Annotated in this window: 17 protein-coding genes; 9 read left to right on the plus strand and 8 right to left on the minus strand. The window is 64.9% G+C overall.

The features are described 5' to 3' along the window. The first annotated feature begins 184 nt into the window (after positions 1-184). Complete coding sequence (locus tag ESP57_RS06500) at positions 185-403, plus strand: DUF2188 domain-containing protein (RefSeq protein ID WP_056005008.1); 219 nt, start codon at positions 185-187, stop codon at positions 401-403. Between the two features lie 45 nt (positions 404-448). Here the strand turns inward: ESP57_RS06500 and ESP57_RS06505 are convergent, their stop codons facing one another. After that, positions 449-1,318, minus strand: coding sequence for a hypothetical protein (locus ESP57_RS06505; protein WP_056005010.1), 870 nt, complete (start codon positions 1,316-1,318; stop codon positions 449-451). Positions 1,319-1,470: 152 nt separating this feature from the next. Between ESP57_RS06505 and ESP57_RS06510 the strand changes: the two genes are divergently transcribed. After that, on the plus strand, positions 1,471-3,015 hold the full coding sequence (locus tag ESP57_RS06510; RefSeq protein WP_129230982.1) for a hypothetical protein: 1,545 nt from the start codon (positions 1,471-1,473) through the stop codon (positions 3,013-3,015). A gap of 91 nt (positions 3,016-3,106) precedes the next feature. Here the strand turns inward: ESP57_RS06510 and ESP57_RS06515 are convergent, their stop codons facing one another. After that, positions 3,107-5,710, minus strand: a complete 2,604-nt coding sequence (locus ESP57_RS06515) for an ATP-dependent Clp protease ATP-binding subunit (protein ID WP_129230983.1) — start codon at positions 5,708-5,710, stop codon at positions 3,107-3,109. Positions 5,711-5,906: 196 nt separating this feature from the next. Between ESP57_RS06515 and ESP57_RS06520 the strand changes: the two genes are divergently transcribed. The 4 genes from ESP57_RS06520 (at position 5,907) to ESP57_RS06535 (ending at position 9,703) form a co-directional block, all read left to right on the plus strand. Beyond that, positions 5,907-7,091 carry an SIR2 family protein gene (locus ESP57_RS06520; protein WP_129230984.1) on the plus strand — a complete coding sequence of 395 codons (1,185 nt, stop codon included), beginning with the start codon at positions 5,907-5,909 and terminating at the stop codon, positions 7,089-7,091. Further along, positions 7,084-8,910 carry an ATP-binding protein gene (locus tag ESP57_RS06525; protein WP_129230985.1) on the plus strand — a complete coding sequence of 609 codons (1,827 nt, stop codon included), beginning with the start codon at positions 7,084-7,086 and terminating at the stop codon, positions 8,908-8,910. The genes ESP57_RS06520 and ESP57_RS06525 overlap by 8 nt, the downstream gene beginning before the upstream one ends. A 9-nt stretch (positions 8,911-8,919) precedes the next feature. Continuing rightward, the gene (locus ESP57_RS06530) at positions 8,920-9,129 is read left to right on the plus strand and encodes a KTSC domain-containing protein (RefSeq protein WP_129230986.1); all 210 of its coding nucleotides are present in this window, start codon (positions 8,920-8,922) and stop codon (positions 9,127-9,129) included. Between the two features lie 253 nt (positions 9,130-9,382). Further along, positions 9,383-9,703, plus strand: coding sequence for a hypothetical protein (locus ESP57_RS06535; RefSeq protein ID WP_129230987.1), 321 nt, complete (start codon positions 9,383-9,385; stop codon positions 9,701-9,703). Between the two features lie 188 nt (positions 9,704-9,891). Here ESP57_RS06535 and ESP57_RS06540 read toward each other — a convergent pair whose 3' ends face one another. Together ESP57_RS06540 and ESP57_RS06545 are read right to left on the minus strand one after the other, a co-directional pair. Next, positions 9,892-11,055 carry a helix-turn-helix domain-containing protein gene (locus ESP57_RS06540; RefSeq protein WP_129230988.1) on the minus strand — a complete coding sequence of 388 codons (1,164 nt, stop codon included), beginning with the start codon at positions 11,053-11,055 and terminating at the stop codon, positions 9,892-9,894. Further along, on the minus strand, positions 11,042-11,776 hold the full coding sequence (locus ESP57_RS06545) for a hypothetical protein (RefSeq protein ID WP_129230989.1): 735 nt from the start codon (positions 11,774-11,776) through the stop codon (positions 11,042-11,044). Before ESP57_RS06545 ends, ESP57_RS06540 begins: the two co-directional genes overlap by 14 nt. Before the next feature lie 377 nt (positions 11,777-12,153). On the opposite strand from ESP57_RS06545, the gene ESP57_RS06550 reads away from it, so the two are divergent. Together ESP57_RS06550 and ESP57_RS06555 are read left to right on the plus strand one after the other, a co-directional pair. Next, positions 12,154-13,053, plus strand: a complete 900-nt coding sequence (locus ESP57_RS06550) for an SDR family oxidoreductase (protein ID WP_129230990.1) — start codon at positions 12,154-12,156, stop codon at positions 13,051-13,053. An 83-nt stretch (positions 13,054-13,136) separates the two neighbouring features. Beyond that, the gene (locus ESP57_RS06555) at positions 13,137-13,622 is read left to right on the plus strand and encodes a hypothetical protein (RefSeq protein ID WP_129230991.1); all 486 of its coding nucleotides are present in this window, start codon (positions 13,137-13,139) and stop codon (positions 13,620-13,622) included. A gap of 148 nt (positions 13,623-13,770) precedes the next feature. On the opposite strand, the gene ESP57_RS06560 is transcribed toward ESP57_RS06555, so the two are convergent. From ESP57_RS06560 to ESP57_RS06575, 4 genes are all read right to left on the minus strand, one after another. Further along, the gene (locus ESP57_RS06560; protein WP_207904497.1) at positions 13,771-14,133 is read right to left on the minus strand and encodes a PRC-barrel domain-containing protein; all 363 of its coding nucleotides are present in this window, start codon (positions 14,131-14,133) and stop codon (positions 13,771-13,773) included. A gap of 140 nt (positions 14,134-14,273) precedes the next feature. Continuing rightward, complete coding sequence (locus tag ESP57_RS06565) at positions 14,274-14,939, minus strand: SGNH/GDSL hydrolase family protein (protein ID WP_129230993.1); 666 nt, start codon at positions 14,937-14,939, stop codon at positions 14,274-14,276. Positions 14,940-15,013: 74 nt separating this feature from the next. After that, complete coding sequence (locus ESP57_RS06570) at positions 15,014-15,685, minus strand: molybdopterin-dependent oxidoreductase (protein ID WP_129230994.1); 672 nt, start codon at positions 15,683-15,685, stop codon at positions 15,014-15,016. A 132-nt stretch (positions 15,686-15,817) separates the two neighbouring features. Further along, complete coding sequence (locus tag ESP57_RS06575) at positions 15,818-16,615, minus strand: MBL fold metallo-hydrolase (RefSeq protein ID WP_129230995.1); 798 nt, start codon at positions 16,613-16,615, stop codon at positions 15,818-15,820. Between the two features lie 142 nt (positions 16,616-16,757). Between ESP57_RS06575 and ESP57_RS06580 the strand changes: the two genes are divergently transcribed. After that, positions 16,758-17,120: a cupin domain-containing protein gene (locus tag ESP57_RS06580; RefSeq protein WP_129230996.1), complete on the plus strand. Its 363-nt coding sequence runs from the start codon at positions 16,758-16,760 to the stop codon at positions 17,118-17,120. Positions 17,121-17,158: the final 38 nt, after the last annotated feature.

Raw genomic sequence — 17,158 nt, forward strand, 5'->3', positions numbered from 1 at the left:
CGTTCTCCTCGCCTGCGACTCGGCGGCAGGTGAGATCGTGGCAGTTCTGCTCGGCACGCAACCCCGTTGTGGACGACCGCAGACCGGTGCATCCTGAAACCATCAGGGACCGCGAAAAGACTTCCTGATCCGGCTGCCGAGCGAGTTCGAGCGGGCCTGGCGCACCAAGGGGAGGAAGCTGAATATGGCTGACGGAGATGTGGAGACCCGCTCGAACCGCGGGCAATGGGAGAACGCCGTCGAGGGGTCGCCCGAGTTGTCGCAGAGCTTCGCGAGCCGCGATGAGGCGATCGACGCCGGCCGCGAGCTCGCCGTGACCCTCGGCTCCCACCACACGGTGCGCGAGAGCGCACCGACCGGTGTCATCACCGACGAGGACTCCGCGGCGGGCGAGGGCGGCTGAGCGATGCAGGAGTGACGCCCGCCCACGAGGGCCGGGCATTCGTGGTCATCCGCCGATGCAGTTCGGATCACCCTCGCCCATGCAGGTCGGGCCGCGAGGAGCGTCGGCCGGAGGCGCCTGCTCGGAGAAGAAACGGTCGGCCGGAACCGCAGCGGCGACCGTGATGAGCAGGCCGAGGCATCCGACGATGCACGAGGTGATGATGAGGCCACGCCGACGGCTGACCGCCGCGAACACGATGGCGCCGACGTAGGCGACGAGGGTGAGCGTAGCCGTGACGAGGTACCGATCCTCTTGCGCCTGCGTGACCACCACCGGCGAACCCCACAGCGAGAAGTACGTTTCGAAGGTCTGCCAGGCGAGCACGAGTGTGAGCAGTCCGCCCATGGCGAGCAGCCCGCCTGCGATCCTCGCGGTCCGGCGCCGTTCCCGGCTGAGGTACGCCGCGGTGAACGCGACGCCGAGCGCGACGACGACGGTGAGGATTCCGGCGTCGAGCCAGGCGATGCCGTTGCCGAGTACCGCGCCGAAGCCGAAGCTCGAGAGACCGGGCAGGCTGCGCACGGTGGCGGCTACCAAGACCGCGACCGGCGCGGCGAGCACGATCATCGCCCATCGCCCCGGCCGGCGCATCGACCGCAGTCCGAACTGCACAGCGACGGTGAGCGCTCCCCACACCAGCAAGTTCAGGTCGAAGACCATGGCGACGAGTGGAAGAACCAGCGCGCCGGTCGCACCCGGCCCGTCTGATGAGACCACCAGCAGCAGCACGCCCAGCACGCGAAGCACGATAACGGATGCCACGAGCACGACCGTCTCGACGATGCGCGCCCTCAGCTCGAACGTCGGTCGGTCGGGCGCGACCGCGTCGCTGACGCCGGTGTCGTCGTCGGCTTCGGGCAGGGCACCGCTCATTCGTCAAGCATGCATCGGCCGGCGCGGTTGCGCATCAGGGTCGCCCCCGAACTGCCGCGGCAGCCGAAGACGACGGCCCTCTCGATAAGGGCCGGGCGTTCGTCGGTCGAGCAGGCGCGACAGCGCCGAATCGCGTAGTAGAGGCGGAGGTGATGTGGCCGACGTTCATCGGCACCCTCGTCGCCGATGTCAGCGGCGGACGAGATCATGACCGCAACACCAGCGTGAGGGGCAACATGGACAGTGACTGGATCGGCGCGGCGATCGCCGTCGTCCTGCTCATCTTCATCGCCTTGGTCGCCGCAGTGGGAGCTTCCTCCCAACGTTCGCCGAATTGGGACGATGCGTTCCGGGATCTCGCGGAACGGGAACTTGCGGCCTGGGACTTCCGCCGCGGCGAACTGACGACCGACGTGGAAGCGACCATCGCTGCGCTGCTTCCGACGCGAAAACCACCAGATGCCGGGTTTGATGCACTTGGGAATCTTCGAGCGGCGCTTCATCTGACGGGCATGCCCGTCACAGCGGCATCGATTGCCGGGCTCGAGTCATCTTCGGAGGCGGTTCTCGCAGAGGCGCTCGATCGTCAGCGAAAAGCCGTTGAGGGAGCAACGTCGGTCGGGTCGCTGCGTCGACGGTGGCAGTTCGGCCGAACCGTCAATGCACTCGTCCTCTGGCGGCATGGGGTGGTCTGGTTCGTTCCGAAATGGCTTCGACGTGTCGGCGCCGTTGCCGCTCCGACATTGGGTGCTGCTGCGGTAGTCGGACCGGTACTCGGCTTCGCCGCATGGTTCATCGGCAGATACGCCATCGTCCGCAACGAGACGTTCCCGTCCTGGACAACGACGGTGGGCGAGCTCTCCACAGCAGTGCTGGGGTTCGCGATCTTCGGGCTCTGCAGTTGGCAGATCTGGTCGATGACGAAACAACTCCGCAGCATCTCTCACCAACCGGGTGTCAAAGATGCAGTCAGGATGTTGATCGCACTCGCAGTGCTGACGGGCGTCGCCGTCCTAAGCGGCGACACGACAGCAACCCGCGAAGTGAAAGCGTGGAACGACGGTGCGATCCTCTGGATGGAGTCGACGGGCGTTGCCGAGGTCCTCGGCGCACTCGTGATGGCCGGCCTACTTGTGGTGCTAATCCGCAACGTGCTGAGTCGGATCTCTGATGCCCGACGGCCTTGGAGCGAGCGACTGCTGGCAATCGGTCTCGCCCTCTTTCTGTTTGTGCTCTTAGTGGCCGTTGCATTCTTTCTCGCCTCCCGCACAGGACTCGACGCCGCGGTCCCGATCGGGGTGGTGGCAGGCGGTGTCATCCTCACCGCCCTGATTGGAGTCGTCGCAATGTTGCTATCGCTCGTCGAACACTTCACCCGCGAACGTGCGATCTGGCGGGCCGGGCTCCGCACCGGAGGGGGTACTTTGACGATCGTCGCAGTGTCTGCTTTCGCTGGGGTGATGGTCACTCTTGCGGTTGCCACCGCGGTGTTCGGTCTCCTGCCCGAGTTCTCGACCAGCCCGCTGGCGCCCATCTTCGGTCTTCAGTTCTTCTGGGCTGCCCTGCTCTTTGCTCCGTCTACTGTGCTCATCGTGGTGGTGATTTGGCTCCGAACCCGGTCCGTCGATCGGATATATCGAATCTGGAGGCGTCAGGGCTCGCCCTCGGCGACCACCTTGCCGTCTTCCGCGGGATGACGAACGCCCGACCCCGCAAAGGGACCGGGCGTTCGTTGTCGACTGGTTACGGTCGCTGCTTCACGCGGTTACGTGCGACGCCGCGAGGCGGTTACGCCGCCTGCGGCACCGTCACGGTGGCGCGGGGCACGGATGCCACGACGAACTCGCCGCCCGACGCATCCACTGTCACGCCCTCGCCGTCGCCGAGCGCGCCGCTCACGAACAGGTCGCTGATGCGGTCGTCGATCTCGCGCTGGATGACGCGGCGCAGGGGCCGGGCACCGTACTCGGGCTCGTAGCCGCGTTCGGCCAGCAGCGACACCGCGGCATCCGTCACCTCGAAGGCGACCTCCCGCGCGGCGAGCCGCGACGCGGTCGCGCCGAGCATGAGGCGCACGATCTGTGCGAGCTGCGGCTCGTCGAGCTTCTGGAACAGCACGATCTCGTCGATGCGGTTCAAGAACTCGGGGCGCATGGCCTCGCGCACCTTGCCCATGACGCGGTTGCGCACGTCATCGGAGGAGCTGAAGCCCGAGCCATCCGTCGAGGCGACGAAGCCGAGCGCACCCGAACGCGACGCGAGGAACTCCGAACCGAGGTTCGAGGTCATCACGATCACCGTGTTGCGGAAGTCGACCGTGCGGCCCTGGCCGTCGGTCAGGCGTCCGTCGTCGAGCACCTGCAGCAGCAGGTTGAACACGTCGGGGTGCGCCTTCTCGATCTCGTCGAACAGCACGATCGAGTACGGGTTGCGCCGCACGCGCTCGGTGAGCTGCCCGGCCTCGTCGTAGCCGACATAGCCGGGAGGGGCGCCGACGAGGCGCGACACCGTGTGCCGCTCGCCGAACTCGCTCATGTCGAATCGCACGATCGCCTGCTCGTCGTCGAAGAGCGACGACGCCAGCGCACGCGCCAGCTCGGTCTTGCCGACACCCGTCGGCCCGAGGAACAGGAACGACCCGACCGGGCGCTTGGCGTCGCCCATGCCGGTGCGGCTGCGGCGCACGGCCTTGGCGACCGCGGTGACCGCGTCGTCCTGACCGATGACCCGTGCGTGCAGCTCACCCTCGAGGTCGCCGAGGCGCTCTCGCTCGCTCTCGGTGAGGCGGTTCACCGGAATCCCGGTGGCCCGCGAGATCACGGCGGCGATCTCGGCCTCGTCGATCACGGTCGAGCGCTCAGCACCTTCAGAGCCGAGCCCAGCGGATGCCGCGGCGCGCCCCTTCTCGGTGGCCGCATCGAGCCGGTCCTGCACCTTCGAGATCTCGTCGCGGATGCGCGAGGCCTCCTCGTAGTGCTCGGCGCTCACGGCGGCGTTCTTGTCGGCCTCGAGGTCGGCGAGTCGCGCGATGAGCGCGGAGACATCCGTCTTCATGCCGAGCTTCAGGCGCAGGCGCGCGCCGGCCTGGTCGATGAGGTCGATGGCCTTGTCGGGCAGCACGCGGTCGGTGAGGTAGCGCGCGCTCAGCTCGACGGAGGCGCGCAGCGCGGCATCCGTGTACTGCACGCCGTGGTGCTCCTCGTAGGCGGGCTTCAGCCCGTGCAGGATGAGCACGGCGTCTTCGATCGAGGGCTCCCCCACGCGCACCGGCTGGAACCGGCGCTCGAGGGCGGGGTCCTTCTCGATGGCGCGGTACTCCTTGAGCGTGGTCGCACCGACGAGGTGCAGCTCGCCGCGCGCGAGGCGCGGCTTCAGGATGTTGCCCGCGTCGGTGCCGCCGTCGCCAGAGCCGCCCGCGCCGACCACGGTGTGGATCTCATCGATGAAGATGATGAGCTCGCCCTTGTGCGCGGCGATCTCCTCCATGGTCTTGGTGAGCCGCTCCTCGAAGTCGCCGCGGTAGCGGGTGCCCGCGAGCATGCCGGGCAGGTCGAGCGAGATCACGCGCTTGTCGAGCAGTGCCTCGGGCACCGACTCCTCGACGATCGCGCGGGCCAGGCCCTCGACGATCGCCGTCTTGCCGACGCCGGCCTCGCCGATCAGCACCGGGTTGTTCTTGGTGCGACGGCTGAGGATCTCGATGGTCTGCTCGATCTCGTCGGCACGGCCGATCACGGGGTCGAGCTCGCCGTTCGCGGCCAGCTCGGTGAGGTCGGTGCCGAACTTGTCGAGCATGGGGGTCTCGGATGCCCCGGCGCCCGGCATGCCCGAGGCATCCGTGTCATCGGCACCCGGCATGCCCGCTTCGACCGTCTCGCGCATGCCCTGCGTGAGGGCCTCGGCGGTGACGCCGGCGCGCGCGAGCACCTGGCCGGCAGGGGCGTCCTGCCCCAGCACGAGCGCGAAGAAGAGGTGCTCGGGGTCGATGTAGGTCGAGCCGGCCGAGCGCGCCACCTGGTAGCTGTGGAACAGCGCGCGGGAGGCGCTCGGGGTGATCGTGGCCGCATTGATGTCGGCGGTGTCGCCGGCAGCGGGCAGGCGCGCCTCGGTCGCGGTGATGAGCCGCTCGGGGGCGACGCCGATGCGGGCGATCGCCTGCGTGACGCTCTCGTCTTCGACGATCACGCGCAGGATGTGCAGGGCGTCGAGCTCGGTCTGGCCGCGCTCAAGCGCGAAGCGTCCTGCTTGACGCAGGATGCCTTGAGTACGGGCGGTCAGGAACCGGCTGAGGTCGATCGACCGAGCCTGACGCGCCTGCTCACCCGCGAGATAGCGGGCGAGAAACTCGTCGAACGAGCTCGCGCCGGCTTCGGGGTTGAAGTCTTCGGGCACCAATCCTCCTGGAGAGTTGAGCGGGGTACGCTCAAGTTCAACGCGGCGGGGGCGTGGGTATTCCCTTGCAGCTAGACGGGTGCCAGCCTTGGCCCACTTGCTCGTTCAACCTACGAAGAATCTGTACCCCGAAGTGGGGTACTTGCGGCCTGCACCATGACGAGAGGGGAACGAGCCCAACTGCAATACTGCAACGATGTGTCCTGCAGATCCAACGGCTGTCGCCGCCGACTTGACCATTCTTTCGGACGCTCAGTTGCTTCAGGAAAGCAGCCCGCATGACTACATCAACTCGATCGCGGCCCTGGAGCGGGCCGTCTTCGATGATTCTCGACCATTCGCCTTCCTACTAGGCGCAGGTTGCTCTACTTCGGTACCAGGAATCGCCGGGCCTCTTGTCCCAGATATCGCCGGATTGACGAAGCAAGTCGCAGGCCAGCTGAACCAGACGCATCCGAAGTTGCTCGTGCTGAACGACATGCTGATCGCGGATGGGGTCGTTCAACCAACGCTCGAAGACTGGCTGACTCGTCTGAGAATCTTGGCCTCAATCTCCGGGGGAGAGTCAATCCGAGGAATCAACTCGTCCGAAATCGACGCCCTCGAAGTTGCACTTGTTGAGCACATCTCTAAGGCGGTCAATGTCGACCTACCGGAGGATGGTGGAGGCTACGACGCGGTATCCCGCTGGGCAGGTTCCTTCGACCGAAAATACCCCCTTGAGGTGTTCAGCTTAAACTACGACCTCTTGGTCGAGCAGTCATTTGAGCGCCATCGCGTTGCTTACTTCGACGGTTTTCTTGGAAGCCACGAACCATTCCTCGACATTCGAGCGATGGAAGATGATGTTCTGCCGACTCGCTGGGCACGTTTGTGGAAGATGCACGGATCGGTGAACTGGGCGAACATCGACGGGCGGGTCGTCCGCCGCTCAGGGCATGTGATTGGAAGCGGCGCAGGAAGCTTGATTCATCCGTCTCACTTGAAGTACGACCAAAGCCGGCGGATGCCGTACCTCGCAATGCAAGATCGCCTTCGCACCTTCCTTCGACGGACCGGCGCGTTGCTCGTCGTCGCTGGTTACTCGTTTGCGGACGAACACATCAACGAGATACTGATCGAGAGCCTGTCAGGAAATGCGAGCGCCGTATCATTCGGGTTGCTCTACGGGCCTCTAGGCAATTACCCCCACGCGGTCAAGATCGCGAAGCGAACACCCAATCTGCGATTGATGGCGGCCGACGAAGCCGTCATCGGCGGCGCACAAGGCGCCTGGCAGGCAGTCGATGAAGTATTTCGTCTACCACCCGAGCAGTTGGGTGATTTCTCGTCGATGAGGAAGCTTCTACGGTTAGGCAGAGAGGACGAAGACCATGCGTGAGGCGACCTCTATCGGGCACGTTCGTGACATCGATGGCGCGAGCGTTGCCGTGGCGCTTGCCGCCGATGTGCCAACTGGCCTCGTCTTTGTCGCCGGCGAGCCGTACAGCGTCGGACAAGTAGGCAGTTTCGTGCGCATTCCGGCCGGCCTTCGGAATTTGGTCGGTGTTGTAACTCGCGTCGGTGCCGGCGCCGTACCTGAGAGCGTCGGCATTGACACGACGCGATGGATGTCTGTTCAACTTGTCGGCGAGACTCAGCCTGGCAGCCAGTTCCAGCGAGGAGTGGCTCAGTTGCCCAGCATCGGCGACCGTGTTCATTTGGTGACTCGGGCAGATCTCAGCAAGATCTATGGGCACCAGTCGGCGAAGGACGGGTATGTTCGAATCGGTCAGGTGGCGTCGGCCGAGTCCATCGACGCCCGCGTAGATCTGAATCGACTCGTCTCCCGTCACTCTGCGGTTCTAGGCTCCACCGGATCTGGCAAGTCGACTACGGTCGCAACATTCTTGTCGGCAATGTCGGAGCCGAACTCGTATCCATCTGCTCGAGTACTTCTGTTCGATCTACACGGCGAGTATGCACGCGCGTTCGCAGGCAAGGCGAATGTTCTGACACTTGACCGCGATGTTCCGGGATCGGAGCTTCTACACATCCCCTACTGGGCTCTCACCTTCGATGAACTGATTCCGCTTCTTTTCGGCGCGCTACCAGACGACGCTGGCCGGGCATACGTGCGCGATGAGATCACTCGATTGAAACGATCGACTATCGAGCACGGCGAGTACAACCTGTCCACGGAGCACGTAACGGTCGACAGCCCCGTGCCGTTCAGCGTGCATCAGCTCTGGTTCGACATCCACGTACTGCTCAACGCCACACACACGGTCCCGGGCGGTCAGAGCCGAGATACATGGGCGCTCGCGCGCGATGCGAACGACGAGGACATTCAAGCCGGCGACCCCCAATCCGTCATTGCACCTGTCTTTTCGCCGCAAACTCAGGCCGCCGGCCAGAACAAGATCTACCTATCTTCCTCCCCTCTTAACATTCGCCGCCAGGTCGATGTACTGGCCTCACGCCTCCGTGATCGGCGTTTTGAATTCCTGCTGAGACCCGGCAACTGGGCGCCCGACCTCGACGGTTCCACGGAGAAGGGACTCGCTGATCTGCTCGAAATTTGGCTCGGACCATCGGAACCGATCACCATCATCGACTTGTCTGGAGCACCCCCAGCCATCGTGGGAGACCTCGTTGGCTCGATGACGCGTGTTGCCTATGACGCCATGTACTGGGCGCGAAATCTCTCGGAGGGTGCCCGGGAACGCCCCCTTCTGTTCGTATTTGAGGAGGCACACGCGTACCTGGGCGCGGTCGGTTCAGGTTCAGCACGTACCGCCGTCCAACGGATCGTTCGCGAAGGCCGCAAGTATGGGGTGGGAGCGATGATCGTGAGCCAGCGCCCCTCAGAACTGGACAGCACCATCCTGTCGCAATGTGGCACACTAATCGCGCTTAGGCTCACCAACTCAGCCGACCGCGCGTTCGTACTGTCATCAGCGTCGGACAACATGGCAGGCATTCTCAGCATGTTGCCGATTTTGAGAACGGGAGAAGCGATCATCGTCGGCGAGTCCGTTCCCCTGCCCACCCGAACACTCGTTGCACTACCGGAACACAAACCAGATAGCGCTGACCCGGTAATCGCCGGGAGTCGATTGCCTGGCGGATGGGACCGTGAACGCGAACCATCTCGCTACTCCGATGTGGCACTCGCCTGGGAGACCCAGAACGCGCGGCTCGTCGACGTGAGTACTTAGGAGAGAGAAATGCAGCGAATCGGTGTCAGTTCATCGAACATCGTCACGATCGGATACGACACGGCCTCCCAGACGATGGAGATCGAGTTCATCGGCGGAAGCGTTTACCAGTATTTCGACATCCCCGCCCACATCTACGAAGGGCTACTCGCAGCTGGGAGCGCCGGCCAGTTCTTCCATGCCCAGGTGCGGGGGCACTACCGGTACGCACGCGTCTAGGTCGCGCGTCAGGCTCGTAACACGAAAGTAGGCAGGATTGCGAACCAGGAATAGCTCTGCAGATCAAGGATCACTTCGACGTTCGCGGCAGCCCCGGCCACAGCCTCCGTCGCACCCGCTAACTGCCGGCCTTTCGCCTCAAGACCTCGCCGAGGCGATACGGGCGCACATACGCGAAGCCAAGGAATACGCACGATGGCGCCGCGGAGCCTGGAGCGGGCTGGCCACTGCCGCACAACTCACCATCTTTTGCTTGTCAGCGACCGCAACAATTGCTCTCGGCTTTGCCAACCTTGAATGGCCGGCCAACCTAGGCTTCGTTTGCTCAGCGCTCGTGACAACGGTGTCGGCACTTGAACCGTTCTTCAATTGGCGCTCGCGCTGGGTTCTTGCCGATGAAACGCTCGCGAAGTGGCACGAGCTTGAGGATGAACTCTTCTTCTTCGTCGCGACAAGGAAGGAGGAGGAACTCACAATTGAAGAGCTACTTCACTTCCAGAATCGCAGCGCATTCATCTGGCGCGAACTCACTGCCGAATGGGTTACCGCCCGACGCACCAACGGAGTCGGCTAGCGTCGACGCTGATCTTCGACGACATGAGTTTGGAACGATGTGCATTGGTAGATGACGTGGACGCTGGGTCGTGAATACCCCAACGACTACAAAAGACAAGCGCTCGTCACCTATTCGAGTGCTGCCGCATCGCCCGCTGCCGCTCAACTGACACAAGCCGGCAACCCCGGTACAACTGACCGAACGCCTTACTCCGTGTTGGCGTTCCTCACCAACCGGAGTGGCGGCCGCTGATCCTCTGCGCCTATGATCTCTCGCACTCGTGCCGGTTTCCATTTCAGATCGCGCGCTAGATCAACCACCGAGAACCCGAGACTCTCGGCCAGGAGCGCGGCTTCACTCAACATCGTCGGCATCTCGCCTGGATACGCGCTAACGGGCTCCGCTGTCTCTAGCCCCGAACTTCGCAAGTGGTTCAGTTTTTGATATCCCCGCCTAATTGATGCGTCGGACACGGTTCCGGTCTCCTTCATCCGAAGCAAAAGCGAATCAACTGAAACGCCCCAGTATCGAGAAAGCTCGTCCAACCGTGGAAGGTTTACCGTCCGCGGAAGCATGTTGGTGATTTGGGAACGTGGGGTCAAGAACTCAGCAGCAAACTGATCCGCTTCGCGCTCTTGCTGATGGTCTCCTGGCGTCGCCTCATCATGAAGAAGGATGTGGCCCAGCTCATGAGCTACCGTGAATCGGTAGACGAAAACAGACCTGGCACGCTCCGGTGTAACCACCACAACGGGCCGAGCGAGATGTGACGTGGAGAACGCGCCCACACGAGCAACGTCAGCATTCGCCAGCGTGAGCAGAGACACCACCAGCCCGCGAGACTCCGCCACAGCGACGAGGTGCTTTACCGGCTTCTCTCCAAGACCCCAATGCTCACGAAGGACGCGCGCAGCCTCGGTCGGGTCTGCGTGCTCACGATCGATGAGTGGAAGATCGACATCGGGGAACCTAACCTTCTTCTCCAAGGAGAAGGTCAACTCCCACACCTGTTCGATGAACGCGATCGCCTTCGCCCGGTCTCTGGCAGTTGTCGATCGCAGGCTCCGAAAATGAGCCTGCGTGCCATCGATACGTCCGATTGGCCGTCCGGTCGCAAAGAAGTCCACAGGGACACCAAGCTCGCGAGCCAGAACCGGCAGAACCTCTCGCCTGGGTGATACAACCTGGGCCTCGTACTGCCCGATCGCCGCAGGAGTCACCCCGACAAGATCCGCAAGCTTTGCCTTCGACAAGCCTGCGGCAAAACGTGCCTGAGTCAACCGGGCAGGATCAAACGCGCCAGAGACCGCATCAAGACTTGGGCGGGTTGACGACTCGAAAAGAGAGAGTGGGGTGTCACGGTCGACCATGTGCCTCACCGCGTTCTACTTCGCCCTTCACCCCCAGCTGAGGGCGAGGGATGGGGCCGTCAGAGAACGACTCATCCACCTGATTCACGTCGACGAGCGACCCATCGCCGCTATCCAGCAGAGACTCGAGAGACTCGAACGCGAGACAGCCGTCCGATCCCAATGTGGCCTCACCCCATTCAACGCTGTGCAACGCCGCAGGGTTACTCGCGTACGGAACGACGACAACACGCGAGTGGCTCGCCAGGGCGGCAGTAAGAGCCCTTCCCTCCGCATCGAGGTGAGCGTGCTCTTCCTCGGTCAGCTCGGGGTGATCGAAGGCGATATCCAATCGAGCATCCGACGAGCCGCGGTTCTCCGTGAACAGAGAGACTCTCGCACCTGACACAGCGAAGGGACGCGCGCCAACATCAACGGAGCGTTCCCTCGCGAAACGCCAAGGGAAAAGCACCACGCCGTTGAAGGAGACCAACTTATAGCCGGAACGCGGGACGGTGATCAACTCGGCGGAAGGAAGGCGACCGAGGACGCTGCTGAACTCATCAAGGCAACGGCGCCAGATATACCCGTACGGGCCTGAGTGCTTCATGTCGGCCTCTACCTGGGCGTTCGCCATCTTCTCGTGACAGTCACGGATGATCACAGGAATCTGCTCCCGAACCAACACACCGTCAGGCCCCAACGTCGTCAACGCCCACGCACGACTCTCATCAATCGCCACAGTCAACCCCCTTCATCGGTACACCAATAAGGTATCACAATGCTTTAGTTTTGAACAGCATTCGATCACAGGGAGCCATTTCGTATCCGGCATCCTCAGGCCAGACGCTACATCGCGCCGCTGACACGACGCCACGGATCGGATGCGTCGACGTCAGAGCGACCATCCCCGACACCGTTGGGGGGTGCACAAAAACGTCGATCGAAGAGCACCAATGGCAACCACAAACGAGCTGACGGGCCGTGCTTCCACCGAGCTCGACAACACGATCTCCGGCCTAAATGGACCTGGACTTCGGGGGCGTTTCACCCGACTGGGCGCCTATCGGGTCGACGCGCCTTGGTCGCGCACACAGGCGTACCATTACGGTCTCATTCATGGCCCAACACCCCCGCACCGCCATCACTGGCGGCACCGGATTCGTCGGACGCCACCTGGCCGAACGGCTCGGGCCCGAGGCATCCGTCGTCATCTCTCGCCGCACCGGCGTCGACACCAGTGACGTCGACGGGCTGACGCGAGCGTTCGAGGGGTGCGAGGTCGTCGCGCACTGCGCGGGCATCAACCGCGAGATCGGCGACCAGACCTACCGGCGGGTGCACATCGAGGGCACCGCGAACGTGATCGAGGCGGCCAAGCGAGCCGGGGTGCGCAAGGTCATCATGCTGAGCTTCCTGCGGGCGCGACCCGACTGCGGATCGCCGTACCACGAGTCGAAATGGGCGGCCGAAGAGCTGATCCGCGACTCGGGCCTCGACTACACGATCCTCAAGGCCGGCATGATCTACGGCCGCGGCGATCACCTCATCGACCACCTCAGCCACACCGTGCAGACCCTGCCGGTGTTCGCGACCGTCGGCTTCCGCGAGAAGCCCATCCGACCCATCCCGATCGACGACCTCACCGACATCCTCGTCGCCGCGATCGACGGGCGGATGCCGCGCGAGACCGTCGCCGTCGTCGGCGCCGAGCAGCTGCTGCTGTCGAAGGCCGTGCGCCGCGTGGCATCCGTTCTCGGACGCCGCGTGGTCGTGGTGCCGTGGCCGGTATGGGCGCAGTACGCGCTCGCGCAGGTGACCGAGTGGATCATGACGGTGCCGCTCGTCGCGAAGGCCCAGGTGCGCATGCTCGCCGAGGGCGTGACGGATGCCGCGCCGCCCGCAGCATCCGTGCCCGACGACCTGCGGCCGCGGCGCATGTTCACGGCGGAGCGGATCCGGGCGAGTCTGCCCGAGGCCGGGCGGTTCGGGTGGAAGGATCTGCGGATCAGTCGGTGAACGCTCTCGCCTCTCGCCGTCGCCCGCGAGTACTGGCGGGCGTTCATGGTTCCATGTCGGACGTCGGGAGGAGACTGCAAGGCGTGACTTCTTCAGACTTCGACTTCCTCCTCGGCGATTGGGAGGTCCAGCACGACCGACTCATCGACCCCTTCGGTCCAGCAGATGGGCCGCGCGTGCGCTTTCGCTCGACGGCGTCGGTGCAGTCGATCCTCGACGGGCTGGGTACTACCGACGAAACGCGGGGCACGCTTCCTGATGGCACCGGCTTCGTCGGGTTCAGCCTCCGGCTCTACGATCCGGCAGAAGACGAGTGGGCGATCTGGTGGGCCTCCGCGGCCAGGCCCGGGGTGCTCGACGACCCCGTGCGCGGACGCTTCGAAGACGGTCGCGGCACCTTTGTCGGCCCCGCCGCAACAGGCGACCGGGAGTACCTCGCACGATTCCACTGGGTCGACACGTTCGGGCCGCACCCGGTTTGGGAGCAGGACTTCTCGTTCGACGGGGGCGCGACCTGGGAGCCGGTGAATTGGCGCATGGTGCACACCCGAGTGGCCGGGTCGCTGTGATGACTGACGACTGAACCCACGACCGTCGGCGTCGGCTCCGAGCAAGTCTTGCTCCGAAGGCCGAGCCGCGCCGCTCGACGCGAAACCCGCCGTTCAGGAGCGGACTCCGGAACGGCGGGCGAGTGGGTTGATCTCAGTCGGGTTTTGCTCAGTAGTTGTAGAACCCGCTGTAGTAGCCGCCGACTTCGTCTCGGTAGCCGGAGTCATCCCAGCTGGTTCCCTCGTTGAGTTCGGGCGAGTTCTTGATCTGGTCCTTGGTCAGGTCCACATAGACCCGCTCCTCGGTGTCATCGACTCGGTCGATCGTGCCGGCAGGCAGCAGGACCTTGCGGCCGAAGATCCACGGGCCGGTGTCGACGACGATCTGGCTCCGGCCGACGTCGTCGCTCGCCTCATCGACCTTGCCGATGTGACCATCCGTGGCGTGAACTTCGTAGCCGACGATGTCCGCGCTCTGCGCGGTGCGCCCAGCTGATTGGCGGTACGTCCACGCGTCCCAATTGGTGCTCATCATTCCTCCTTCACAGGTGCCAGTGAAGGCGCCTGACCGTGATGGTGATACCCCGACGGTAGGTCGGAAGCAGCGCCGCAGACAGAGGGTTGACAGGGCGCCGGCGGGCGGGGCCGATCCGTCGGGCATGCTCGGGCGGCTCACCCCTCGCGCAATGCTGACGCGATCGCCTCTCCCAGCACACGCGCGCCCTCCACCGACGGGTGCAGCCCGTCGAGACTCATCCCATCGGCGAACCGTCCGTCGGCGGTGCGCAGGCCAGCGGATGCCTCGACCCACCGCCATCCCTGATCTGTCGCCAGCTCGTGGAGGCGCTCGTTGTACGCCTCCGCTCCCGCGGGCAACGCATCCATCGGCGGGATCGAGACGACGACGACATCCTCAATGCCGACGACCTCGACGATGCGCTCGAGGTTCGCCGCAGAGTCTTCGAACGGGATGCTGAATGCGACGTCATTGGTGCCGGCGAGCACCACCAGCACGTCCGCATCGACCGGGCCGACCGCGTCGGCCATCATCGCCGTCGTCGCACCCCACTCCGCCCAGCCCCCGGCGAATGCGAAGCCGTCGTCCACGACGTACTTTGCCCACGACGCGTCGCCGAAGTCGCCCGCGGCGAAATCGGGGCTGTCGGCGTCGGTGATCGAGTCGCCGACGGCGGCGAACGTGCCGAGATCGGCCAGAGCGGATGCCTCGGGCGAGCCGGTGCCGCCAGCAGGCCCTGGGGCGGAGCATCCGACCATCATGCTCGCGCACGCGACGACGACTAATGCCGCGCCGACTGCGGATGTTGCTGCCCCGGCCATGGGGCCAGTCTAGGAAATCCGCCCGCGGGCGCTGCGGCGCACGACGGACAAGCGAGGGCGCGGCACCTGACCCTTCACTCCAGCGGCGGAGCCGGCAGCTTCACGACCAGCCGGTACACCTGTCGCGTCAGCCAGGACGGCAGGTGCCGTCGGCGCTCCTCGTGCGCGACCCTCGCGCGCCGGTGGGGTCGAACGGCGCTCAAAGCGCGCTGGACGGACTTCATCGGGTGGTAGTAGCCGACGGGCTCCGATCGGTGCAACTCGATCCGACAGAGATGCTTGGTGCTGATGTAACCGTACTGACGGGGGCTCACGAGCCGCACCGGCGCACCGTGCTCCGGTGGGAGGGGCTCGCCGTCGAGCCGGTCGGCGATCAGCACGTCGACTTCGAGCGCGTCCTCGAGCGTCACGATCGAACGGTAGCCGTCGAGTCCGACGAAGACGAGGTACTCCACCCTCGCGCCCTCGGCGAGCGCGGGCTCGATCACCAACTGGTAGAAGTCGCGGAACAGCACGCCCTCCCATCGCAGCCCGATCGCCGACCAGCCGGCAACGCAGTGGAAATCGGCGTCGACCTCGCGATGAGGCAGTCGGGCCAGCTCGTCCAGGTCGACGGAGACACGCCGAGCGAGCGGCCCGCTCACTTCGATGCTCATTCCCTCGGGCGCTCTGGGCGGCGGACTCACCCGGTCGATGCCGAATCGGGGGAATCCGCGCACGGCACGCTGCCCGGGTGGAAGATCCATGGATCGCCTCTCATCTCCAAACGGTGATGTCTCGCTACGATCCTCGACGCCGAGATGGCCGTGCGCGACCGGGCTCGCCGCGATGCCGCAAGCGCGTGGCAATTTCCTCGCCGAGTTCGCGAACCGCGATCGCTACACCTCGATCGGCACGCCTGCCGTCAACCACACGGCGCGGTCGTGAACGGATGCCCCGGCCGCATCGAGCGCGTCGCGCAGGCCGTCTTCTCCGTCGACGAAATGCGACCAGCCGTCGTAGTGGGCGAACGCGGCGACGCGAGGCTCGGCGATGCCGACGAGTTCGACGCCCTCTCGCCCGGTCATGGTGAACCTGATCGGCCCGGTCGCGGGGAAACGCACGCCGCCGACGTTGGCGAGCATCACGTCGATGTCGAGGCCTTCGACCGCGCGCCGGAGCGGGCCGAAGATCACGGTGTCGCCCGTGATCCAGATCGCGACGCGCTGCTCGTCTTCACGGCGAACAGCGAAACCGATGACGTCACCGACGAGCCCGGTCGTGAGCGCCGGCCCATGCCGGCCCGGCATCGCGGTGATCACGAGCGCGGGCATCCCGGGCCGGGCGCCCGGCAGCGTCACGGATTCGCCTGCCCTGAGCCCGTGCAGCCGAGCGGGATCGAGACCCGGCGCAAGCCGCTTGCCGCCACTGGCCGTCGTGATCACGGCGCCGACGGACGGCAGCATCGCACGACCGGCGTCGTCGAGATTGTCGGCATGCTGGTCATGGCTGACGAGGGCGACGTCGACCTGCCCCAGCTCCTCGAGCGAGACGGCCGGGTCGAGGGTCTTCGTCGATGCGGTGCCCCACCCGAAGGCGTACTTCCGCCCGGCCGGATCGAACGTCGGGTCGACGAGCAGGCGCCATCCGTCGAGTTCGACGAGCACGGTCGGACCGCCGATGCGAGTGAGTCTCATGTCCGGAGCATAGTGGCCCGCGCCGCCCGGGCCTCGAAGCAGACCGCACCGGCGAGCTCACCGTCGACCAGGGATTCGTTGACGGCCATGGGGGCCACTGCCATAGTGAGGTTAACTCAACAATGGTGCGAAGGAGCCCCTCATGTCCGCCATGATCCGCAAGAGCCTGAACCAACCCGAAGAGACGCGCCCGTTCGAGGATGGCTCGGGGAAACTCGAGCTCGTCGACGTCGAGGCCGGCGCCGTCGGCAGGGCCACATTCGAACCCGGCTGGCAGTGGTCGAAGCACGTCAAGCCGATCGCGAACACCGAGAGCTGCCAGTTCGCCCACATGGGTTACGTCCTCGCCGGGCGGATGAAGGTCGTCATGGACGACGGCGACGAGAACGAGTTCGGCGCCGGCGACATCATGGTCATCCCGCCGGGCCACGACGCGTGGACGGTGGGCGACGAGGCGTGCGTCGTCATCGACTGGCAGGGGATGAACGACTACGCCAAGCGCTAGAGAGAGCGCAGAGCTCCAGCACGACGTCACGACGTCAC

Origin of the sequence: Agromyces fucosus, from assembly GCF_004134865.1 — a bacterium.
GTDB classification, from domain to species: domain Bacteria; phylum Actinomycetota; class Actinomycetes; order Actinomycetales; family Microbacteriaceae; genus Agromyces; species Agromyces fucosus.